Consider the following 18973-nt stretch of genomic DNA (forward strand, 5'->3'; position numbering starts at 1 on the left):
GGACCATGATCGACCGACCAGAGCCGCCGCTGACCGGGGACGAGCGCGAGACGTTGCGAGCGTTCCTCGACTTCCACCGCGCCACCCTCGCGCTCAAGTGCGAGGGCCTGTCCGACGACGAGCTGCGGCAGAGGTCCATGCCGCCCTCCACGCTCAGCCTGCTCGGCCTCGTCCGGCACATGGCCGAGGTCGAGCGCACGTGGTTCCGCAAGGTCGTCAACGGCGAGGACATCACCAACGTCTGGTCGGCGGAGAACGACTACCAGGTCGCCTACGACGCGACCGGTGCCACGCGCGACGAGGCTTTCGCGGCGTGGCAGGACGAAGTCGAGCACGCGCGCAGGATCGAGCGCGAAGCCGAGTCACTGGACGTCATCGCCTACCAGCCGCGCTGGGAGCAGCACGTTTCGCTGCGACTGGTCATGCACCACATGTGCCACGAGTACGCGCGGCACAACGGTCATGCCGACTTCCTGCGCGAGGGCGTGGACGGCGTGACAGGTGTATGACCGAAGCCTGACCGCGGGCCGGGTGCGCGACGTACGATCACCGCGTCCAGGACGGGCCGCGCAGCGGGGTGATCGGTGTCCAACCAGTTCGGCTCCTACGAGTTGCAGCAACTGCTGGGCCGCGGCGGCATGGGTGAGGTGTACCTCGCCGTCAACTCCCGCACCGGGCGCCGGGTGGCGCTGAAGCTGCTGTCCAACGACGAGGCGTTGCGGGATCCGGAGCTGGCCAGGAGGTTCCGGCTGGAGTGCCGGCTGGCGGCGCAGATCGACCACCCGCACGTGTTGCCGGTCTACGACTACTCGACCGACGACCCGCCCTACTTCGTCATGCGCTACATCAACGGCATCGACCTCGCCTCGGTGATCGAGCAGGGGCCGCTGGCACCGGAGCGCGCGGTGACCATCGTCGAGCAGATCGGGTCGGCGCTGGACGCGGCGCACCGCGAGGACCTGCGGCACCGGGACGTCAAGCCGTCCAACGTGATGCTGGAGCCGGGGGCGCGGCGCGGAGCCGACCACGCGTGGCTCTTCGACTGGGGCATCGCGCAGCCGATCGACACCGGCGGTGCTCCCCCGGTGACCCGGCTCGACCAGATCGTCGGCACGCCCGGCTACATCGCGCCCGAACGGTTGCAGTCCGGGCAGAAGGCCGATCATCGCGCGGATGTGTACTCGTTGGCCGTGATGCTCTACGAGTGCTTGGCAGGGCGCAGACCGTTCGTGCGCGACAACGACATGGGTGTGCTCACCGCGCACGTGCTCGACGAGCCGGACCCGTTGCCCGACCACGTGCCACCGGCGCTCAAGCAGGTGGTGCTGAAAGGTCTGGCCAAAGACCGCGAGCAGCGCTACCAGTCCGCCGGCGAGCTCGGCGCGGCGGCGCGGGCGGCGATCGACACGATCATCATGCCCGCCGTCCGGGACACCCCGCCTCCGCCGAAACGCGCGCCGCGCGGTCTGGTCTGGGGTGCGGTCGCCGCGCTGACCGGGGCCGCGGGCTGGCGCTCGTGCTGAACGGCCTGGTCGACGGAGTGTGGCGGCCGGTGACGCCGGTGGCGCTCGCGGCGGCGGGCCTGCTCATCGCGTTCGGCGTCCTGGGCGGCGACACCAGCCAGGACGCCACCGAGAACCTGAACCGGCCGTGACCGGAACCGGTCGGCACCGGCCGGACGTCTCACCCGCAACCGAAGGCTCGGAGGAACGATGGCGCGGCGGGACAGGCTGCGGTTCGTCAGGTACGTCTCGATCGCACTCGGCGTGGTGCTGATCGCCACCGTCGGGTTCGTGGTGCTCGACCGGTACTCGGCCCGGCCGGCGGCCGACTGCCGCTCCGACGTCACCGACGTGCGCGGCGTGATCGGGTCGGAGAAGGAGGCGTTCTTCGCCGACCAGCGGGTGCGCGACCGGCTCGCGTGCGCGGGCCTCAAGGTGACCGTCGACTCACGCGGCTCGCGGGAGATGGTGCTGGCGCTCAAGGGCAACGGCTACGGCTTCGCGTTCCCCGGCAGCACCCCGGCGGCGCAGAAGATCATGGACGAGCTGAAGGTGACCGACTCCTTCACGCCGTTCTCCTCACCGATGGCGGTCGCGACGTTCAAGCCGATCGTCGAGGTGCTGACCCGCGCGGGCGTGATCCAGCGCAGCGGCGACCGCGATGTCGTGGACGTCGCCGCGCTCGTCGAGCTCGCCCGCAAGAGCACCGCGTGGGACCAGCTGCCGGGCAACACCGAGTACCCGCAGCGCAAGACGGTCCTGCTGCGCACCACCGACCCGCAGGACTCCAACTCCGCGATCATGTTCCTGTCGATCGTGTCGCACGTGGCCAACGGCGGGTCCGTGGTGACCACGCCCGAGCAGGTGGGTAAGCTGCTGCCCGACCTCTGCCGGCTGATCTTCGACCAGGGCGACAAACCGGAGACGAGCCAGGTGCTGTTCAACTACTACCTCGTCGACGGCGTCGGCCGGATCCCGCTCGCGCTGGTCTACGAGGCGCAGTTCGTGGCGGAGGCGCCGGGCCAGAAGCCGGGGCTGTCCGATGAGATGGTGCTGATGTTCCCGAAGCCGACGGTCTACTCGCGGCACACCTTGATCCCGATCTCCGACGCGGGCCGCCGGGTCGGGCAGGCGCTGCGCGAGGACCAGGAGCTGGCCAAGCTCGCCGCCGAGCACGGGTTCCGCCCGGAACGGCCGGTCGACAGCCCGGTCAGCAAGCGCAAGCCGCCGGTGGAGGTGGTCGAGTCGCCCTCCTACGAGGTGCTGGAGACCATGCTCGCCTCCCTCACGCCCACCACCGAGAACGCCCAGAGGTGCGCGAAGTGAAGCGTCTGTGCCTCGCACTGGTGCTGGTGCTGGCCTCGTGCACGAGCGCGCCGCCGCAGCCGACCCCCACACCGCTGCCGGACGTGAGCGGGCCGGCCACGACGTTGCGCGTGCTGGCCGGCAGCGAGCTCGCCGACCTGCGGCCGGTCCTCGACGAGGCCGCGCGCGCCACCGGTGTCACGGTGAAGATGACCTTCACCGGCAGCCTGGAGGGCGCGCAGACCGTCGCGGACGGCAAGGCGGACGGCAACTTCGACGCGCTGTGGTTCTCCTCGACCCGGTACCTGGAGACGGTTCCCGAGGCACGCCAACGCCTTGGCACCTCCACCCGGATCATGGGCTCGCCGGTCGTGCTGGGCCTGCGCAGGTCCGTGGCCGACCGGCTCGGCTGGGGTGCGAGGCAGGTCGGCTGGTTGGAGATCGCCGCCGCGGCGGGCAGGGGCGAGTTCACGTTCGCCATGACCGACCCGGCCGCGTCCAACACCGGCTTCTCGGCGTTGGTCGCGATCGCCTCGGCGCTCGACGGCAGCGGCCGCGCCCTGGACACCGCCGCGATCGACCGGGTGGCACCGCAGCTGGCCGGTTTCTTCGCCGCGCAACGCCTCACCGCCGGCTCGTCCGGCTGGCTCACCGACGCGTTCACCGGTCGCGGCGAGCTGGACGGGCTGGTCAACTACGAGGCGTCGCTGGTGGCGTTGAACAAGTCGGGCAAGCTCACCGAGCCGCTCACGCTGATCTACCCGCGCGACGGCGTGATCAGCGCCGACTACCCGCTGACGTTGCTGGGCGGTTCCGGCGACGCCGCCAGGGACGCGCACAAGCGGCTGAGCGAGTTCCTGCGGTTCCCCGACACCCAGCGCAAGATCACCGAGCTGACCTCCCGGCGGGCCGCGGTGCCGGGAGTGGCGCTGCCGCAGGGGTTTCCCGACAAGCTGAGCGAACTTCCGTTCCCCGGCACCAGGGACGCGGTGGACGCGCTGCTCACCGCGTACTTCGACCGCCTGCGCCGGCCGTCGCGCACGGTGTACGTGCTCGACACGTCCGGCTCCATGCAGGGCGAACGGCTCGCGGCGCTCAAGCGGTCGCTGAGCACCTTGACCGGCGTCGACACCTCGTTGACGGGCAAGTACTGCCGGTTCCGCAGCCGCGAGGACGTGGTGCTGCTGCCGTTCAACCACGCACCGCTGCCGGTGCGCGCGTTCACCGTCGACGCGCAGAACCCGCAGCCGTCACGGGACGCCATCCGCGGCGCGATCGACGGGCTCGTCGCCGCCGGGGACACCGCCGTCTACGACAGCCTGGTCCGCGCCTACGACGAGCTGACCGGCACCGACCGGTTCCTCAGCATCGTGCTGATGACCGACGGCGAGAGCAACACCGGTCGTTCGCTCGCCGACTTCACCGCGTTCGCGGCCGGAAGGCAGATACGGGTGTTCCCGATCCTGTTCGGTGAGGCGGCCGAGTCGCAGATGCGTGAGGTGGCGACGCTGACCGGCGGTGAGCTGTTCGACGCCCGGGACAGCGATCTGGCGCAGGTGTTCTGCCAGATCCGCGGCTACCAATGAGTTGCGGCGACATCCAGACGTAGAGGTGCTCGCCGATGAGTTTGCCGCCTCCCGTCGGTCGGTATCCGGACAACGACGACAGGAGGCGACCATGCCGAGGTTCATCACCATCGGGTACGGCGACCGCGCCGGCTACGACCGCACCGATCCCGCCGTCCGCGACGCCGCCCACGCCCACGACGCCAGCCTGCGCGACCAGGGCGTCGAGATGGGTGTCGCCGGCACGCCGCTGCAGGTGCGCAACCACGACGGCCTGTCCGTCGCGCAGGGACCGTTCATGACCTCCGCGCTCCCGGTCGCCGGGTTCGCGATCATCGAGGCCGACACGCTGGACGAGGTTGTCGAGATGGTGTCGGGGACGCCGTGCGCGGTGGGCCACGGCGTTGTCGAGGTGTGGCCCCTGGCTCAGTAGAAGCCCTCGTGCCGCGCTGACGCCGTGTGCCCGAGGTCGGCGCTGATCCGCGCGGCCGTCTCCACCAGCACGGGCACGACGTCCGTCCGCAGCGCCTCGACCGTCGACCGGCCCACCGACGTCGACGACGCCAGTGCCGCCACGACCTCGCCCGACCGGTCGCGCACCGGCGCGGACACCGACAGCAGCCCGATCTCCAGCTCCTCGGCGACGATCGACCAGCCGTCGGACCGCACCTGCCGCAACGCACCGCGGAACTCCGCCGGGTCCGTGACGGTGTGCTTGGTCAGCTCGGGCAGCCCCTGCGCGATCACCTCGTCCACCACGGCGTCCGGTGCCCACGCCAGCAGCACCCGGCCCATCGAGGTGGCGTGCACCGGCAGCCGGGTGCCGACCGACACGTTGATGCTCATGATCCGCCGCACCGGCACGCGGGCGACGTAGACGGCGTGGTGGCCGTCGAGCGCGGCGAGCGAGGCCGACTCGGCCGTTCGGGTGGAGAGGTCGAGCAGGTGCGGCTGCGCGATCTCGATCATCCCGTGCGAGGCCGCGTAGTGCTGCCCGATGCTCAGCACGCGCGGGGTCAGCGACCACCGGCCGCCGTTCGCCGCGACGTAGCCGAGACGTTGCAGCGTGAGGAGAATCCGGCGCACCGCAGGCCGGGACAACCCGGTCGCGGCGGCCAGCTCCGCCAGGGTCGGGGTGACCCGTTCCTCGTCGAACGCGAGCAGCACCGCGAAGCCCCGTTCGATGCTCTGGATGTAGTCGCGCTCGTCCATCGCCCCATCTTTCCCCGTTGACAGCACCCGGCCGCAGGTGCACCCTCATGTAACCGCAGAGCGTGCAGCTTGTACGCACAGCGTACAGAAGGAGCGGGTGATGACGCTCGACCACCGCACCATTCGCACCGCGTTCGGCCGGTTCGCCACCGGCGTCACGGTCGTGACCTGCCGCAACGACGACGGCGAGCCCCACGGCGCCACCGTCAACGCCTTCACCGCCGTCTCCCTCGACCCGGCGCTGTGCCAGGTCACGCTGACCCGCAGGTCCAAGGCCTGCCGCTTCCTCGACGACGCGCCGTTCGCCGTCAACGTGCTGGCACACGACCAGCTCGACACCGCGATGACCTTCGCGGGCCGCCCCCAGGGCGAGGCACCGCGCTGGGCGGAGGGACCGACCGCGCCGGTCCTGCTCGGCACCGCCGCGACCATCTCCTGCCGGCCGTGGCGCACCTACGACGGCGGCGACCACCTCATCGTCATCGGTGAGGTCGCCGGGATCGAGATCAGCGACGCCGACCCGTTGCTGTTCTTCGGTGGCGCGTTCCGCTCGCTCGCGGAACCGGACAACCACTGGCACATCTGCGCCGACAGCCTCGACACCGGCTGGTTCGGCTCCAGCTTCACCCCCTTGCGGCGCACCGCCGCCTCCACGACGAAGGGTTGAAGATGACCACCCAGCAACAGCAGCGGACCACCCGGCCGATGACCGGTGAGGAGTACGTCGAGTCCATCCGGGACGGACGGGAGGTCTTCCTCGGCGGCGAGAAGGTCGGCGACGTCACGACGCACCCGGCGTTCCGCAACTCGGTGCGGATGACCGCCCGCCTGTACGACGCGTTGCACGACCCGGACAGGCAGGCCGTGCTGACCGCGCCGACCGACACCGGCAGCAGCGGCTTCACGCACCCGTTCTTCCGCACGCCGCGCAGCAGCGCCGACCTCTACGCCGACCGCGCCGCGATCGCCGAGTGGGCGCGGATGACCTACGGGTGGATGGGCCGCAGCCCCGACTACAAGGCCGCCTTCCTCGGCACGCTCGGCGCGAACGCCGACTTCTACTCCCCCTTCGCCGACAACGCCCGGCGCTGGTACCAGGAGTCGCAGGAGAAGGTCCTGTACTGGAACCACGCGATCATCAACCCGCCGGTGGACCGCGACCGCGACCCCGATGAGGTCCGTGACGTGTTCATGCACGTCGAGGAGGAGCGCGACGACGGCCTGATCGTGAGCGGTGCCAAAGTGGTCGCGACCGGCAGCGCGATCACCAACTACAACTTCATCGCCCACTACGGACTGCCGATCAAGAAGCGCGAGTTCGCGCTGGTGTGCACGGTGCCGATGGGCGCGCCGGGCATGAAGCTGATCTGCCGCAACTCCTACGCCGCCAACGTGGACGCCACGACCGGCCCGTTCGACTACCCGCTCTCGTCCCGCTTCGACGAGAACGACACGATCTTCGTGCTGGACCGGGTGAAGATCCCGTGGGAGAACGTCTTCATCTACGGCGACGCGGACAAGGCCAGCACGTTCTTCCCCGGTTCCGGCTTCCTGCACCGCTTCACCTTCCACGGCGTCACCCGGCTCGCGGTCAAGCTCGACTTCCTGGCCGGGCTGCTGCTCAAGGGCGTGGAAGCCACCGGCACCAAGGACTTCCGCGGCATCCAGACCCGCGTCGGCGAGGTCATCGGGTGGCGCAACCTGTTCTGGGCGCTGTCCGAGGCCATGTGCGCGAAGCCGGACGCGTGGATCGACGGCGCCGTGCTGCCGCACCTGGACTTCGGCCTGGCCTACCGGTGGTTCATGACGGTCGGCTACCCGCGGATCCGCGAGATCATCCTGCAGGACCTGGGTTCCGCGCTGATCTACCTGCCGTCGAGCGCCAAGGACTTCGCCTCCGACGAGGTGCGGCCGTACCTGGACAAGTACGTGCGCGGCTCGAACGGCATGGACGCGGTCGAGCGGGTGAAGCTCATGAAGCTGATCTGGGACTCGGTCGGCAGCGAGTTCGGCGGCCGGCACGAGCTCTACGAACGCAACTACTCCGGCAACCACGAGGGCGTGCGCGCGGAGATGTTGTTCGCCGCGCAGCAGTCCGGCACGGCGGAGGAGATGAAGGGCTTCGCCGAGCAGTGCATGGCCGAGTACGACCTCGACGGCTGGCGGGTGCCCGACCTGTACAACCCCGGCGCGACCTTGTTGAACGGACGGTGACCTTCCGATGACTGCCGTTGAGACCCCCGCCGCAGCGGACTCCGGTGCCGCCGCGAGCGCCAACTTCCGTTCCGCCGCACGCACTTCCGTCGACATCCCGGCCGAGCGGGTGTCCACTGTGGTCACCGCCGTGCTGCGGGGCGTGCACGAGGCGATCCGCGCGCACGACGTCACCTACCCCGAGTTCCAGGCCGCGAAGCAGTGGCTGATGGACGTCGGCGAGGGCGGCGAGTGGCCGTTGTTCCTGGACGTGTTCGTCGAGCACGTCGTCGAGGAGGTCGCCGCGCGCACCCAGGACGGCACCAAGGGCACCATCCTCGGGCCGTACTACCTGCCGGACCAGCAGCGGCTGGGCTCGGTGGCGACGCTGCCGATGCGTCCGGACGAGCAGGGTGACCCGCTGGTGTTCTCCGGCCGGGTGGTCGACCTCACCGGAGCGCCGCTGGAGGCCGAGCTGGACATCTGGCACGCCGACGCCCGGGGCTACTACTCGGGTTTCGCCCCCGGTGTCCCGGACGGAAACCTGCGCGCGGTGGTCATGACCGACTCCGACGGCCGGTTCGAGATCACGACGGTGCAGCCCGCGCCGTACCGGATCCCGACCGACGGGCCGACCGGGCGGCTGGTCGACGCGGCGGGCTGGCACCCGTGGCGGCCCGCGCACCTGCACCTCATCGTGCGCGCACCGGGACACCGGCCGATCACCACGCAGCTCTACTTCGCCGGCGGGCAGTACGTCGACAGCGACGTCGCCGAGGCGGTGAAACCGGAGCTGGTGCTGACCCCGGCCGGCCAGGTGGCCGAGTACGACTTCGTGCTGGAGCCGGTGTGAGCGACCGGATCGACGGCGTCGACACCGTCCTGCTGGACGTCCCGCTCGTCCGCCCGCACCGCTTCGCCCGCACCGGGATGGACGCGCAGCCCGTGCTGCTCGTCCAGGTCCGCACCGCGGGCGGGGTGGTCGGGACCGGCGAGGGTGTCGTGCCGGGCGGGCCGTGGTGGGGCGGTGAGTCGGTCGAGACCATGAAGGTCGTCGTCGACCACTACATCGCCCCGCTGCTGCTCGGCCGCCGGGTCGACGACATCGCCGGGATCCTGCGGTCGGTCAACGACGTCGTGAACGCCAACCTGTACGCCAAGGCCGCCGTCGAGGTCGCGTTGCACGACGCGTGGGCGCGCTCTCTCGGTGTCCCGGTGCACACGTTGCTCGGCGGGCTCGCGCGCACCGAGATCGCGGTGACGTGGGCGCTGGGCACCGAACCCGCGCCGGTCGTGATCGAGGAGGCGATGGCGAAGCTCGACGAGGGACACCGCAGCTTCAAGCTCAAGATGGGCGCGCAGGACCCGGCCGACGACGTCGCGCGGGTGTGTGCGGTGGCGGAGAAACTGCGCGGTGTGGCCGGGGTGCGGGTCGACCTCAACGCGCGCTGGGACCGGCTGACGTCGTTGACGTACCTGCCGAAGCTCGTCGACGCGGGCGTGGAGCTGGTGGAACAACCGGTGCCGGGCGCGGAGGTGGAGTGGCTGGCGGAGATCAACCGCGCGCTGCCGGTCCCGGTGATGGCCGACGAGTCGCTGCGCACGCCGTCGGACGCGCTGCGCCTGGCCACCTCGCGGGCGGCGGACGTGTTCTCGCTCAAGACCACCAAGTCGGGTGGTCTGCGGGCGAGCGCGGCCATCGCTTCGATCGCGGCCGCGGCGGGTATTCCCTGTCACGGCGGCACCTCGATCGAGAGCCCGGTCGGCACAGCGGCGTCGCTCCACCTGGCGTGCGCCTCGCCCGCCGTGACGTGGGGCAGCGAGCTGTTCGGACCGCTGCTCATGCGCGAGGAGCTGCTGACCACGCCGTTGCGCTACGTCGACGGCACCCTGCGGCTGCCCGACGGCCCCGGACTCGGCATCGAGCTCGACCCCGCCGCGGTCAGGGCCCTCACCAGGAGGTGAAACACGTGCTCTTCCACGTGCAGATGGACGTCTCGCTCCCCCACGACCTCGACCCGGCCCGGCGGGCCGAGCTGGTGGCCGCGGAGAAGGAACGGGCGCTTGAGCTGCAACGCCTCGGCGTCTGGCCGCACCTGTGGCGGGTGGTCGGGCGGTACAGCAACATCAGCGTCTTCGACGTGCCGACCAACGACGAGCTGCACGCGGTGCTGTCGTCGTTGCCGCTGTGGGAGTTCATGACCGTCCAGGTGACGCCGCTGGCGCAGCACCCGTCCGACCTGGCGGCCCAGAAGTGAAGGTAATGCCAACTTCTTGCGACAGTTGGGAACTGGACGCACACTGTCAACCTGGCGGACGGTTGCACATTGCCCGCGCTCGTGGAATTGCGGCGGTGCGGGAACGGCCGGGTCGGCACGCCACAGCCGGCGACCGGCACGTCTCACCGTCTCAACTGGCACTGTTTCCGTGACAGGAGACGACGGCCCTGCTGTGATCGAGGTCCTGGATCGCTCGCACTGACAAACCGGGGCAATCGGGACGAACCACGGCCGAAGTCCTTTGTGGACGGCGGAGCACTGGTCCGTCCAGCGCTCGCGGCGACCCGAGGCCGCGGTGCATGCTGACTGCTACGCCGACCAGAGGAGCGCCCGTGATCCACTACGCCGTCGCCGGCCGGGAGGACGCCGAGGTGCTGGTGCTCGGCCCGTCGCTGGGCACGGACCTCACCATGTTCGACGCGCAGGTCGACGGGCTGGCCGACCGGTACCGCGTGGTCAGGTTCGACCTGCGCGGGCACGGCCGCTCGCCGGTGGAGCCGGGACCGTACTCGATGGCGGACCTGGCCGGTGACGTCGTGGAGGTGCTGGACCACCTCGGCGTGCGGCGCTGCCACTACCTCGGCGTCTCGATCGGCGGCGCGATCGGGCAGTGGCTCGCCCTGCACCACCCCGACCGGTTGATAACGCTCACAGTCTGTGCCACGGCGGCACAGTTCTGCGACCCGCCGTCGTGGGCCGAGCGCGCGGCGGTGGTCCGCGCGGAGGGCACGGCGGCGATGTTGCCGTCCCGGCTGGGCACCTGGGTCACCCACTCGTTCGCCTGCCACCGGCCCCAGGAGGCGGAGCGGCTCGCCGAGATGCTGCTGGCCACCTCGGCGGAGGGCTACGCGGGGTGCTGCGAGGCCATCGGCGCGTTCGACGTGCGGGCCGAGCTGGGCCGGATCACCACGCCGACGCTGGTGCTCGCGGGCGCGGAGGACCCGGCAACGCCGGTGGACATGGTGCGGGCGGTCGCCGACGGGATTCCCGGCTCGTTGTTCACGGTCGTGCCGGATGCCGCGCACCTGCTGACCACCGAGCGTCCCGAGGTGGTCAACGCGATGGTGGCGGGTCATCTAGCCAGACGTGTGCACGCGTGAGGTGAGCCCCAGCTGCCGGTTGTGGATCCGGCGCCACACCAGCAGCGAGATGACGGCGCCGCACAGGCACAGGAACATGTCCCACTGGGTGTCCCACTGGTCGCCCTGAGTGCCGAGGAAGTCGTCAGCGCGCGCGCCGAGGATGAGCGCGCTGAACCACTCGACGAACTCGAAGCACGCGCTGATCGCCAGGCACACGCACGTGCTGAGGAACGCGACCCAGCCGCCCGGCCGCAACGGCGTCCGGCGCAGCAGCACCTCCCTCACCGCGATCGCGGGCACGAAGCCCTGGACCACGTGGGCGAAGCGGTCGTAGTTGTTGCGCTGCGTGCCGAGCCAGTTCTGGAACCACTCCCCCAGCGGCGTTTCCGCGTAGGTGTACTGGCCGCCGTAGCAGAGCACCAGCGCGTGGAACACCAGCAGCCAGCACAGCAGCCTGGTCAGCGGGAACTTCTTGTGCAGCGCGATCACCAGCGGCAGGCCGGCGACCACCCAGACGACCTCGAGCGCCCACGTGCCGGGCGACTTCGCGAGCAGGCCGGTCACCAGCAGCGCGGCGACCACGACGCCGACGAGCACCCGTCCCTCGACACGTCCCGGCCCGTGCACGGAGTCCATGCCTGATCACCGTAGTGGTGCGGTGGCTCCCACGGTCGAACTGATCGTCCGGGCAGGCCGGAGCGCGGCGCCGAGCAGCCCGGCGACGACGGCGGCGAGGAACGCGCTGACGTGGCCGAAGTGGTCGATCACCACACCGGCCAGCAGTGCGCCGACGGCCTGGCCGGCGGCGATCATCAGGAACGACGTGCCGACGCCGGTCGCCGGTCGGTCGTGGTGCACGCGGGTGCTCCACACCAGGACCAGGCCGCTCAGCGCGATGTACGAGGCACCGAACACGGCAGCGGCGGTGAGCGTCAGCACGATGCCGGCCGGCCACAGCGCCAGCGTCGCGGTGGCGGCTGACATCAGGACGAGCACGACGGTCCACGAGGTGCGCAGGCCGATGCTGCCGGTCAGGTGCCCGCTGAACGCGCCGAGCAGGCCCGCCGCACCGATCAGCGACCACATGATCGTGGCGACGGTCGGCCCGGTTTCAACCACGTCACGTCCGAAGGTCCACACGGCCGAGCTCGCCAGGCCGAGCAGGAACGCGGCCAGCAGCATCGGGGTGGCGCCGGGCGGGAGGAGGCGGCCGGACTCGCGCCCGGTCGTGCCCGCTCCGCGCGGCACCGTCGTGAGGACCCAGACCGTGACCGCCGCCGAGAGCACCGCGAACGTCGCCCACGCCAGCCGCCAGTCGTCCAGCAGCAGCATGGCGATGGGACCGGACAACAGCACGCCGATCCCGGTGCCGGCGTTGACGACCGACTGCGCGCGGTCCTGGCGGCCGGCCTCGACGGTGCGGGCGATCGCCTCGGCCATCGGCGGTGAGGCGAGGCCGGTGCTGGTGCCCGCGATCAGGATGCCGGCCGCGAGCGTCGTGCCGTTCGTCGATGCCGCGACGAGTGCCGTGCCGGCCGTGGCGAGTGCTCCGGCCGCGGCGGCGACCCGGCGGGGGCCGTAGCGGTTCGTCAGCACGAAGCCCGCGATGATCGCGCCGCCGTAGGCGACGTAGCTGCCGGCGCCGATGACGCCGAGCAGGGTGGAGTCGAGCGCGAACTGCTTTTGGAACACGGGCCCGAACAGGCCGTAGGCGAATCTGGCGAACCCGTAGCTCACCCCGACGAGTGCCGTGCCCGCGCCGATCAGTGCCACCTGCCTGCCCACGTTCCTCCTCGGGTTGGTAGAACTGCGGTTCTACTTCTACGATAACCCCATGACCCGACCAGCGCGAGAACGCATCCTCGTCGCGGCCGACGAGCTGTTCTACGGCGACGGCATCGCGAACACCGGTGTGGATGCCGTCGTGGAGCGCGCCGGGGTGGCTCTGGGGTCGGTCTACAAGAACTTCGGCGGCAAGGACGGCCTGGTCGAGGCGTACCTGCGGCGGCGAGACCACCTGTGGCGGGCGACCTGGGAACGGGTGGCCGCGGACGCCGCGACACCTCTGCACCGGGTGCTGTCGGTGTTCGACGCGCTGCAGGAGTGGTACCGCGATCGGACCGCTGACCAGGGCTGTGCGCAGGTGGCCGGGTTGCTGCAGCTGCCGGCGGGGCATCCGGCCGTCGCGGTGGCCCGTGCGCACAAGGAGCACCTCATGCGGCGGCTCACCGAGCTCGCGGAGGGGCTCGACGAGGTGGACGAGGTCGTCGAGGACGTCACCCTGGTCTACGAGGGTGTGCTCGTGCGGATGCTGCTGGGCGCCGCGCCGGGCAAGGCGATCCCCCGCGCGCGGAGACTGGCCGAGCTGGCGGTTCTCGCACGGTAGAACTTGCGTTCTACGTGTGAAACAAGCCGGGCTCGTTCCACTCCAGGGGCAGACCGGGGAACGCTGCTAGTTCAGGTAGTTGCTGATCTCGACGAGGTTGCCGTCGGGGTCGCGGACGTACACGCTGCGGATCCGCCCGAGCGCGCCGGCGCGGTCGCCCGGGCCTTCCAGCACCGGCACGTCGTGCGCGGTGAGGGTGGCGAGCACCTCGTCGAGCGGGGTCTCGGTGACGAAGCACAGGTCGGCGCTGCCGGGCACGGCGTGGCGGGCCTTGGGCTCGAACTCGTGGCCCGCCTCGTGCAGGTTGATCTTGCTCTGGCCGAACGCGAGGGCCTTGCGGTCCTCGCCGAAGGTCACCTCCCGCATGCCGAGCACGCCCACGTAGAAGTCGATCGTGGCCCGCAGGTCCGCGACGGTGAGCACGAGGTGGTCGAGCCGTTCGATGCGCATCGTCTTAGTGTGCACGGCATGGGGATCCGGTTGTCGGTGCTCGACACCTCGCCGGTCGTGCAGGGGTCGACCCCGCGGGAGGCGTTGCGCCACACGGCGGAGCTGGCGGAGCTGGCCGAAGACCTGGGGTACCACCGGTACTGGGTGCCGGAGCACCACGGGATGCGAGGGGTGGCCAGCTCCTCCCCCGCCGTGCTGGTGGCGCACCTGGCGGCGCTCACCTCGCGGTTGCGAGTCGGCTCGGGTGGCGTGTTGCTGCCCAACCACCCGCCGCTCGTGGTGGCCGAGCAGTTCGGGACGCTCGCGGCGTTGCACCCCGGCCGCATCGACCTCGGCATCGGGCGTGCGCCGGGAGGGGCGCCGCACGTGGTGAGGACGTTGCGGCGCACCGACCGGCCCTACCGCGAGCAGCTCGTGGAGCTGCAGGGGCTGCTCGACCCGGCGGACACGGTGGCGGTGCCGGTGCGGGGCGGGAACGTGCCGCGGCTGTGGTTGCTCGGGTCGTCACCGGGCACCGCGGCGCTGGCGGCCGAGCTGGGGGTGCCGTTCGCGTTCGCCCGGCACCTGAGCCCGGACCAGACGTGCGCGGCGGACCTGGTCAGCGTCTCGGTGATCGCCGCGGAGGACGACGAGCGCGCCGAGTGGCTGGCCGGGCCGATCAGGACGAAGGTGCGCAGCCGCGCCGAGGGGAACCGGATCCCGTTGCCCAGTCCGCAGGACGCGGCCGCACACCCCAACCCCGACGACGGCCGGGTGGTGGTCGGCGGGCCGGAGACGATCCGGCGCAGGCTGCAGGCGGTGCTCGACGAGACGGGCACGCACGAGCTGATGATCACCTCGCCGATCTACCACCACGCCGACCGGCGCCGCAGCTACGAGCTGGTCGCGGCGGTCGCTAGCTGGTTGACGCCCGCTGGTGCAGCGGAGCCGTGATCTTCCAGGAGAACTGCGGGCCGCCGAGGTGGCGGACGCACTGACCGAACGGGCACCACTTGCCGTTCTCGTCGATGGTGAAGCTCTGGGTGTTCACGCCCACAACCGCGCCACGGCTGATCCTCGGACCGCCGCTGGAGCCGCCGCCCATGTCGCACGGCACGCCCCAGAGGTTCTCCGGCCCGATCTCGGGGTGACCGGGGTTGAGCACGGGTGTGCCCCAGCACCGGGCGAGCCGCTGACCGGTGAACTCCGGCCGGCCCTGGTGGCCCGGCTGGTTCGCGGCGCGCGGGTAGCCGTACTCCACGGCCTCGCGCCCGGCCGGCCTGCCGAACGCGATGTGCTCGCTCACCCCCGACGGCCGGTCGAGCACCAGGAACGCCTGGTCGTGCTCGGACTGCTGGTCGTCGGTGGTCCACGTCCGGCTGACCACGACCCTGGTGACGGCGAACTGGCCGAACGGCCGGGTGTTGTCGCGGAAGCCCGGTACGAACAGCAGCTTCGTGTGCCACCTCGGGTCCTCGCCGATGAGGTTGGCGGTGTGCACGCAATGCCCGCCGGTGACCGCGGTGCGCCTGTTAGCGCTCACCACGACGGTGGCGGTGCAGCTCGAGTCCTCGCCGTCGCGGTCGACGAAGAACAGCCTGCCGATGGTCCTGCCGGCCGGTGCGGGCGCGCCGTCGGGGCCGTCGACGGGCGGATGTCCGGGTTCGGAGGGGCCGACCGGCATGGCGGCGATCCGTTCCGGGGTCCAGTGCTCCGCCGCGCCGGCGGTGTCGAGGTCGTGCACCACGACGTTCGCGTTGCCCGCGTTCTCGGCCGCCGATGTTGTGCTCGGCACGGCGAGCAGCAGCATCAGGGCAACCACGCTCAGTGTTCGCATGCCGCCGACCGTGGCAGCCAGATGTGCGGATCCTGTGCGGGTGCCGTCCTCGTCCCGTGCGCTGCTACTGGTTGCCCAGCGCCGGAGCCCACGGCGTCCAGGTGGCGTGGTGGACCGGAAGTCCCGCCTCCTTGAACCGGCTGACGACGCGGGGATCGTCGTCCACGATCAGGACGACTTTGCGGCGCCGCTGGAGCTCCAGCACGCGTTCGAGCTTGACCACCCGAGCGGGCCGCTTGTCACCGGGTGGCTGCATCACCAGGTCACCCGGCGGAAGGCCGTGTTCGGTGAGCCACCGGCGGGTCAGCTCGGCCAGCCGCACCGGCCGCCCGGTGAGCCACACGATGTCGTGGTCGACGGCCAGCCTGTGCGCCAGCTCGACGCCGTCCGGCAGCACCGGGTCGGCGCCCGCCGCGTCGAAGAACTCGGCCCACCTGGTCGGCGAGTCGGTGTCGAGCAGGTGGAGCCGGTGCCGGGCGTCGGCCACGGTCCCGTCGATGTCCAGCACCACAACCGGTCGTGTCACGCGGTTCCCACCAACTTCTCCCCAGAAGAGGGCGTCCGCGTCGATGAGCTGACGGCGCCCGATGAACCGGCTGGTCACGAGCGGACCTGCCTCGTGTGCCGCTTGCCACCGTGACTGTAGCCCTCGTCCCCGACCACCCGGTGCGTCAGGTGTCCGCCCAGCTCGCCGGTGCCGGGCACCGCCCGGATCGCGGCGCGCTCGCGTGGCGGGCAGATGTGCGGATCCTGTGCGGATGAGGTCCTCGTCCCGTGCGCGCGCGGCCGGAGTGACTAGGTTGCGGGGCATGGGTTTGTGCGTGCTGGTGGCCGAGGACAACGTGATGCAGGCGGACATGCTCGGCCGCTACCTGCGTCAGGAGGGCTACCGGGTGCGGATCGTGCACGACGGCCGGTCGGCCCTGGACGAGGTCCGCCGCAACCCGCCGGACCTGCTGATCCTCGACGTGATGATGCCCGGTGTGGACGGTCTGGACGTGGTTCGGGTGCTGCGCAACGAGTCCGGCCTGCCGGTGCTGATGCTCACCGCGAGGTCCACAGAGGACGATCTGCTGCACGGTCTCGACCTCGGTGCCGACGACTACGTGACCAAGCCCTACAGCCCGCGCGAGCTGATGGCGCGCGTGCGGACGTTGCTGCGGCGCGTCCAGCGGACGGCCGGGACCACCGATCTCACGCTCGGCGAGCTGCGGGTGGACCCGGACCGGCACGAGGTGCGGGTGCGGGGTGAGGCGGTCGAGTGCACGGCGTCGGAGTTCCGGGTCCTGCACACGATGGCGGCGAGCCCCGGCCGGGTGTTCAGCCGCTCGCAGCTGCTCAGCGCGGTGCACGGGCTGGACGGGTACATCACCGAACGCACGATCGACGCGCACGTGATGAACCTGCGCAAGAAGATCGAGGCCCAGCCGCGGCGGCCCGCGTACCTGCTGACCGTGCACGGCGTCGGCTACAAGCTGGTGGACGGCTCCGGTGCATAGCGTCCTGGCGCGGCTGCTGGCCGCGTCGGTGCTGGTGGCGCTGTGCTCGATCACCGCGACGGCGTGGCTGGCCGCGCAGAGCACGTCCACGTCGATCAGGCAGGAGCTGGGCGCCGCGCTGGCCGCCGACGCCGCCACCTACCGGTCGCTGGTCACGTTCGCCGTGGAGCACCGCGACTGGACCGGTGTGACCCTGCCCGGCGGCAACCGGAGGCTGATCCTCACCACGCCCGACCGCGAGGTCATCGCCGACACCGGCACGGACCTGGACCCCGCGCAGCTGCCGGCCACGCCGTCGTCGGTGATCAACCCGCTGGAGCTCGACCTCGTGCAGGCCCAGGACGCGCCGGCCGACCGGATCGACGCCCGCGTGACCGGGCCGTTCCGGCTCACCGAGCGGGAGAGGGGCAGCCTGGCCCAGGACGCCGAGCTGTACACCGTCCGCTGCCTAGGGCCTGCCGAGGAGCAGCCGGTGCCGACCACCGCCTGGGGCCGGCCGATCGTGAACGTGAACAGGACCGAACCCGCCCCGACCGGCCCGGCCTGCATCGAGGCACAGGAGCGGCTGAGCACGCTCACATCGGGCGAGTCGGCGGCGCTCAACGAGCTCGGAGTGCTCGTCAACGACTGCCTGCGCCAGCGCGGCCTGCCGGCCGAGCAGATCAAGATGAACGCTTCCTGGCAGCCGGTGTCGTCCAACGCCGATTGCCTGGCAAGTGCGCGCCGCACCCAGTTGCAGCCTTATGTGGCACCGCCCGCGCTGCTGTTCGTGACGGACGCCGCCGGCCGGACCACGCAGGCGACCGTCGTGCGGTTCGACGTCGGCCGGATCGTGCTGGTGGCGGCGGTCGTGCTGGTGCTGACCGTCGGGGTCAGCGTGGTCGTGGCGCTGCGGATGACCCGGCCGTTGCGCACGCTCACAGCCGCCGCCGAACGGATGCGCGACGGTGCCGACGCCCAGGTCGACATCCGGTCGCGCAGCGAGATCGGCCAGCTGGCGCGGGCGTTCAACGACATGGCCGCGCACCGAGCCCGCACCGACGCCCAGCGCAAGGCCATGACCAGCGACATCTCCCACGAGCTGCGCAACCCGCTCGGCACGATCCGCAGCTGGCTGGAGGGCGCCCGCGACGGCGTGGTCGAGCTGGACCGCACGACGCTGAGCTCGCTGCTCGACGAGGCGCTGGTGTTGCAGCACCTCATCGACGACCTGCAGGACCTGGCGCTGGCCGACGCGGGCGAGCTGCGGCTGCACCCGTCGGAGGTCGACCTGCGCGAGCTGTTCGACCAGCTCGTCGCCGCACATCCGGGCCTGGTCGCCACCGGCGGCGGTGTCGTGCACGCGGATCCGGTGCGGTTGCGGCAGGTCCTCACCAACCTGGTCACCAACGCGGTGCGCCACACCCCCGCCGGCGGCACCGTGGCACTGTCCGTTGTGGACGGCCGGATCACGGTGAGCGACACCGGTTCCGGCATCGCCGCCGAGGACCTGCCGCACGTGTTCGACCGCTTCTGGCGCGCCGACCCGTCCCGCGCCCGCGACACCGGCGGCAGCGGCCTGGGCCTCGCGATCGTGCACGCACTGGTGAGTGCTCACGGTGGCACGATCACGGTCGAGAGCGAACTGGGCCGCGGCACGACGTTCACGATCACGCTACCGGCACGCTGAGCGCACATCCTCCGC

General features: G+C 71.2%; 23 protein-coding genes. 17 read left to right on the top strand and 6 right to left on the bottom strand.

Annotated elements, in window-relative coordinates:
- Positions 1–5: 5 nt before the first annotated feature.
- The 6 genes from BBK82_RS43800 to BBK82_RS43820 all read left to right on the top strand — a co-directional run bounded on the left by BBK82_RS43800 (position 6) and on the right by BBK82_RS43820 (position 4805).
- Positions 6–509, top strand: coding sequence for a DinB family protein (locus BBK82_RS43800; RefSeq protein WP_065920170.1), 504 nt, complete (start codon positions 6–8; stop codon positions 507–509).
- 75 nt (positions 510–584) lie between these two features.
- Positions 585–1523 carry a serine/threonine-protein kinase gene (locus BBK82_RS43805; protein WP_065920171.1) on the top strand — a complete coding sequence of 313 codons (939 nt, stop codon included), beginning with the start codon at positions 585–587 and terminating at the stop codon, positions 1521–1523.
- Positions 1517–1654 (top strand): hypothetical protein, encoded by a 138-nt coding sequence (locus BBK82_RS51215; protein WP_154697853.1) that lies wholly within the window; start codon positions 1517–1519, stop codon positions 1652–1654. Before BBK82_RS43805 ends, BBK82_RS51215 begins: the two co-directional genes overlap by 7 nt.
- Positions 1655–1712: 58 nt before the next feature.
- The gene (locus tag BBK82_RS43810) at positions 1713–2828 is read left to right on the top strand and encodes a hypothetical protein (protein WP_065920172.1); all 1116 of its coding nucleotides are present in this window, start codon (positions 1713–1715) and stop codon (positions 2826–2828) included.
- Entirely contained in the window at positions 2825–4393 is a 1569-nt protein-coding gene (locus BBK82_RS43815; RefSeq protein ID WP_237047916.1) for a VWA domain-containing protein, read from the top strand. Before BBK82_RS43810 ends, BBK82_RS43815 begins: the two co-directional genes overlap by 4 nt.
- Before the next feature lie 91 nt (positions 4394–4484).
- Positions 4485–4805, top strand: a complete 321-nt coding sequence (locus tag BBK82_RS43820) for a YciI family protein (protein WP_065920174.1) — start codon at positions 4485–4487, stop codon at positions 4803–4805.
- Here BBK82_RS43820 and BBK82_RS43825 read toward each other — a convergent pair.
- Positions 4799–5584 (bottom strand): IclR family transcriptional regulator domain-containing protein, encoded by a 786-nt coding sequence (locus BBK82_RS43825; RefSeq protein ID WP_065920175.1) that lies wholly within the window; start codon positions 5582–5584, stop codon positions 4799–4801. The two genes, BBK82_RS43820 and BBK82_RS43825, sit on opposite strands and share 7 nt — an antisense overlap.
- A gap of 100 nt (positions 5585–5684) precedes the next feature.
- Between BBK82_RS43825 and BBK82_RS43830 the strand changes: the two genes are divergently transcribed.
- From BBK82_RS43830 to pcaD, 6 genes are all read left to right on the top strand, one after another.
- Positions 5685–6251: a flavin reductase family protein gene (locus BBK82_RS43830; protein ID WP_065920176.1), complete on the top strand. Its 567-nt coding sequence runs from the start codon at positions 5685–5687 to the stop codon at positions 6249–6251.
- 2 nt (positions 6252–6253) lie between these two features.
- Entirely contained in the window at positions 6254–7798 is a 1545-nt protein-coding gene (locus BBK82_RS43835) for a 4-hydroxyphenylacetate 3-hydroxylase family protein (RefSeq protein WP_065920177.1), read from the top strand.
- A gap of 7 nt (positions 7799–7805) precedes the next feature.
- Positions 7806–8630 (top strand): dioxygenase family protein, encoded by an 825-nt coding sequence (locus BBK82_RS43840; RefSeq protein ID WP_065920178.1) that lies wholly within the window; start codon positions 7806–7808, stop codon positions 8628–8630.
- Positions 8627–9742 carry a muconate/chloromuconate family cycloisomerase gene (locus BBK82_RS43845; protein ID WP_065920179.1) on the top strand — a complete coding sequence of 372 codons (1116 nt, stop codon included), beginning with the start codon at positions 8627–8629 and terminating at the stop codon, positions 9740–9742. The genes BBK82_RS43840 and BBK82_RS43845 overlap by 4 nt, the downstream gene beginning before the upstream one ends.
- A 5-nt stretch (positions 9743–9747) precedes the next feature.
- Positions 9748–10035: a muconolactone Delta-isomerase gene (catC, locus tag BBK82_RS43850; protein WP_065921849.1), complete on the top strand. Its 288-nt coding sequence runs from the start codon at positions 9748–9750 to the stop codon at positions 10033–10035.
- Between the two features lie 353 nt (positions 10036–10388).
- Complete coding sequence (gene pcaD, locus BBK82_RS43855; RefSeq protein WP_237047917.1) at positions 10389–11156, top strand: 3-oxoadipate enol-lactonase; 768 nt, start codon at positions 10389–10391, stop codon at positions 11154–11156.
- Here the strand turns inward: pcaD and BBK82_RS43860 are convergent.
- Positions 11133–11774: a DUF2238 domain-containing protein gene (locus BBK82_RS43860; RefSeq protein ID WP_065920181.1), complete on the bottom strand. Its 642-nt coding sequence runs from the start codon at positions 11772–11774 to the stop codon at positions 11133–11135. The genes pcaD and BBK82_RS43860 overlap by 24 nt on opposite strands.
- A gap of 6 nt (positions 11775–11780) precedes the next feature.
- Positions 11781–12923: an MFS transporter gene (locus tag BBK82_RS43865; protein ID WP_218920529.1), complete on the bottom strand. Its 1143-nt coding sequence runs from the start codon at positions 12921–12923 to the stop codon at positions 11781–11783.
- Positions 12924–12972: 49 nt separating this feature from the next.
- Here BBK82_RS43865 and BBK82_RS43870 point away from each other — a divergent pair, with 49 nt between their 5' ends.
- Positions 12973–13524 (top strand): TetR/AcrR family transcriptional regulator, encoded by a 552-nt coding sequence (locus BBK82_RS43870; protein ID WP_065920182.1) that lies wholly within the window; start codon positions 12973–12975, stop codon positions 13522–13524.
- A gap of 66 nt (positions 13525–13590) precedes the next feature.
- On the opposite strand, the gene BBK82_RS43875 is transcribed toward BBK82_RS43870, so the two are convergent.
- Complete coding sequence (locus tag BBK82_RS43875) at positions 13591–13974, bottom strand: VOC family protein (RefSeq protein ID WP_065920183.1); 384 nt, start codon at positions 13972–13974, stop codon at positions 13591–13593.
- Between the two features lie 18 nt (positions 13975–13992).
- Here BBK82_RS43875 and BBK82_RS43880 point away from each other — a divergent pair, with 18 nt between their 5' ends.
- Positions 13993–14907, top strand: coding sequence for an LLM class flavin-dependent oxidoreductase (locus BBK82_RS43880; protein WP_065920184.1), 915 nt, complete (start codon positions 13993–13995; stop codon positions 14905–14907).
- On the opposite strand, the gene BBK82_RS43885 is transcribed toward BBK82_RS43880, so the two are convergent.
- Together BBK82_RS43885 and BBK82_RS43890 are read right to left on the bottom strand one after the other, a co-directional pair.
- Entirely contained in the window at positions 14870–15790 is a 921-nt protein-coding gene (locus BBK82_RS43885; protein ID WP_154697854.1) for a trypsin-like serine peptidase, read from the bottom strand. The genes BBK82_RS43880 and BBK82_RS43885 overlap by 38 nt on opposite strands.
- Positions 15791–15854: 64 nt before the next feature.
- The gene (locus BBK82_RS43890; protein ID WP_065921852.1) at positions 15855–16316 is read right to left on the bottom strand and encodes a phosphatase domain-containing protein; all 462 of its coding nucleotides are present in this window, start codon (positions 16314–16316) and stop codon (positions 15855–15857) included.
- Positions 16317–16426: 110 nt separating this feature from the next.
- Here BBK82_RS43890 and BBK82_RS55950 point away from each other — a divergent pair, with 110 nt between their 5' ends.
- From BBK82_RS55950 to BBK82_RS43900, 3 genes are read left to right on the top strand one after another with little or no spacing between them, the layout of a single operon-like run.
- Positions 16427–16552 carry a hypothetical protein gene (locus BBK82_RS55950; RefSeq protein ID WP_257785416.1) on the top strand — a complete coding sequence of 42 codons (126 nt, stop codon included), beginning with the start codon at positions 16427–16429 and terminating at the stop codon, positions 16550–16552.
- A gap of 47 nt (positions 16553–16599) precedes the next feature.
- The gene (locus BBK82_RS43895) at positions 16600–17289 is read left to right on the top strand and encodes a response regulator transcription factor (RefSeq protein WP_065920185.1); all 690 of its coding nucleotides are present in this window, start codon (positions 16600–16602) and stop codon (positions 17287–17289) included.
- Entirely contained in the window at positions 17282–18958 is a 1677-nt protein-coding gene (locus tag BBK82_RS43900) for a sensor histidine kinase (protein WP_065920186.1), read from the top strand. The genes BBK82_RS43895 and BBK82_RS43900 overlap by 8 nt, the downstream gene beginning before the upstream one ends.
- Positions 18959–18973 lie beyond the last annotated feature (15 nt).

It is taken from the genome of Lentzea guizhouensis, assembly GCF_001701025.1.
In the GTDB taxonomy this organism is placed as follows: Bacteria; Actinomycetota; Actinomycetes; order Mycobacteriales; family Pseudonocardiaceae; genus Lentzea; species Lentzea guizhouensis.

Bases quoted from the DNA above. Each gene is read 5' to 3' on its own strand.
- BBK82_RS43800 (WP_065920170.1), top strand. From the start codon at position 6: ATGATCGACCGACCAGAGCCGCCGCTGACCGGGGACGAGCGCGAGACG.
- BBK82_RS43810 (WP_065920172.1), top strand. From the start codon at position 1,713: ATGGCGCGGCGGGACAGGCTGCGGTTCGTCAGGTACGTCTCGATCGCA.
- BBK82_RS43820 (WP_065920174.1), top strand. From the start codon at position 4,485: ATGCCGAGGTTCATCACCATCGGGTACGGCGACCGCGCCGGCTACGAC.
- BBK82_RS43825 (WP_065920175.1), bottom strand. From the start codon at position 5,584: ATGGACGAGCGCGACTACATCCAGAGCATCGAACGGGGCTTCGCGGTG.
- BBK82_RS43830 (WP_065920176.1), top strand. From the start codon at position 5,685: ATGACGCTCGACCACCGCACCATTCGCACCGCGTTCGGCCGGTTCGCC.
- BBK82_RS43835 (WP_065920177.1), top strand. From the start codon at position 6,254: ATGACCACCCAGCAACAGCAGCGGACCACCCGGCCGATGACCGGTGAG.
- BBK82_RS43840 (WP_065920178.1), top strand. From the start codon at position 7,806: ATGACTGCCGTTGAGACCCCCGCCGCAGCGGACTCCGGTGCCGCCGCG.
- BBK82_RS43860 (WP_065920181.1), bottom strand. From the start codon at position 11,774: ATGGACTCCGTGCACGGGCCGGGACGTGTCGAGGGACGGGTGCTCGTC.
- BBK82_RS43870 (WP_065920182.1), top strand. From the start codon at position 12,973: ATGACCCGACCAGCGCGAGAACGCATCCTCGTCGCGGCCGACGAGCTG.
- BBK82_RS43875 (WP_065920183.1), bottom strand. From the start codon at position 13,974: ATGCGCATCGAACGGCTCGACCACCTCGTGCTCACCGTCGCGGACCTG.
- BBK82_RS43880 (WP_065920184.1), top strand. From the start codon at position 13,993: ATGGGGATCCGGTTGTCGGTGCTCGACACCTCGCCGGTCGTGCAGGGG.
- BBK82_RS43885 (WP_154697854.1), bottom strand. From the start codon at position 15,790: ATGCGAACACTGAGCGTGGTTGCCCTGATGCTGCTGCTCGCCGTGCCG.
- BBK82_RS43895 (WP_065920185.1), top strand. From the start codon at position 16,600: ATGGGTTTGTGCGTGCTGGTGGCCGAGGACAACGTGATGCAGGCGGAC.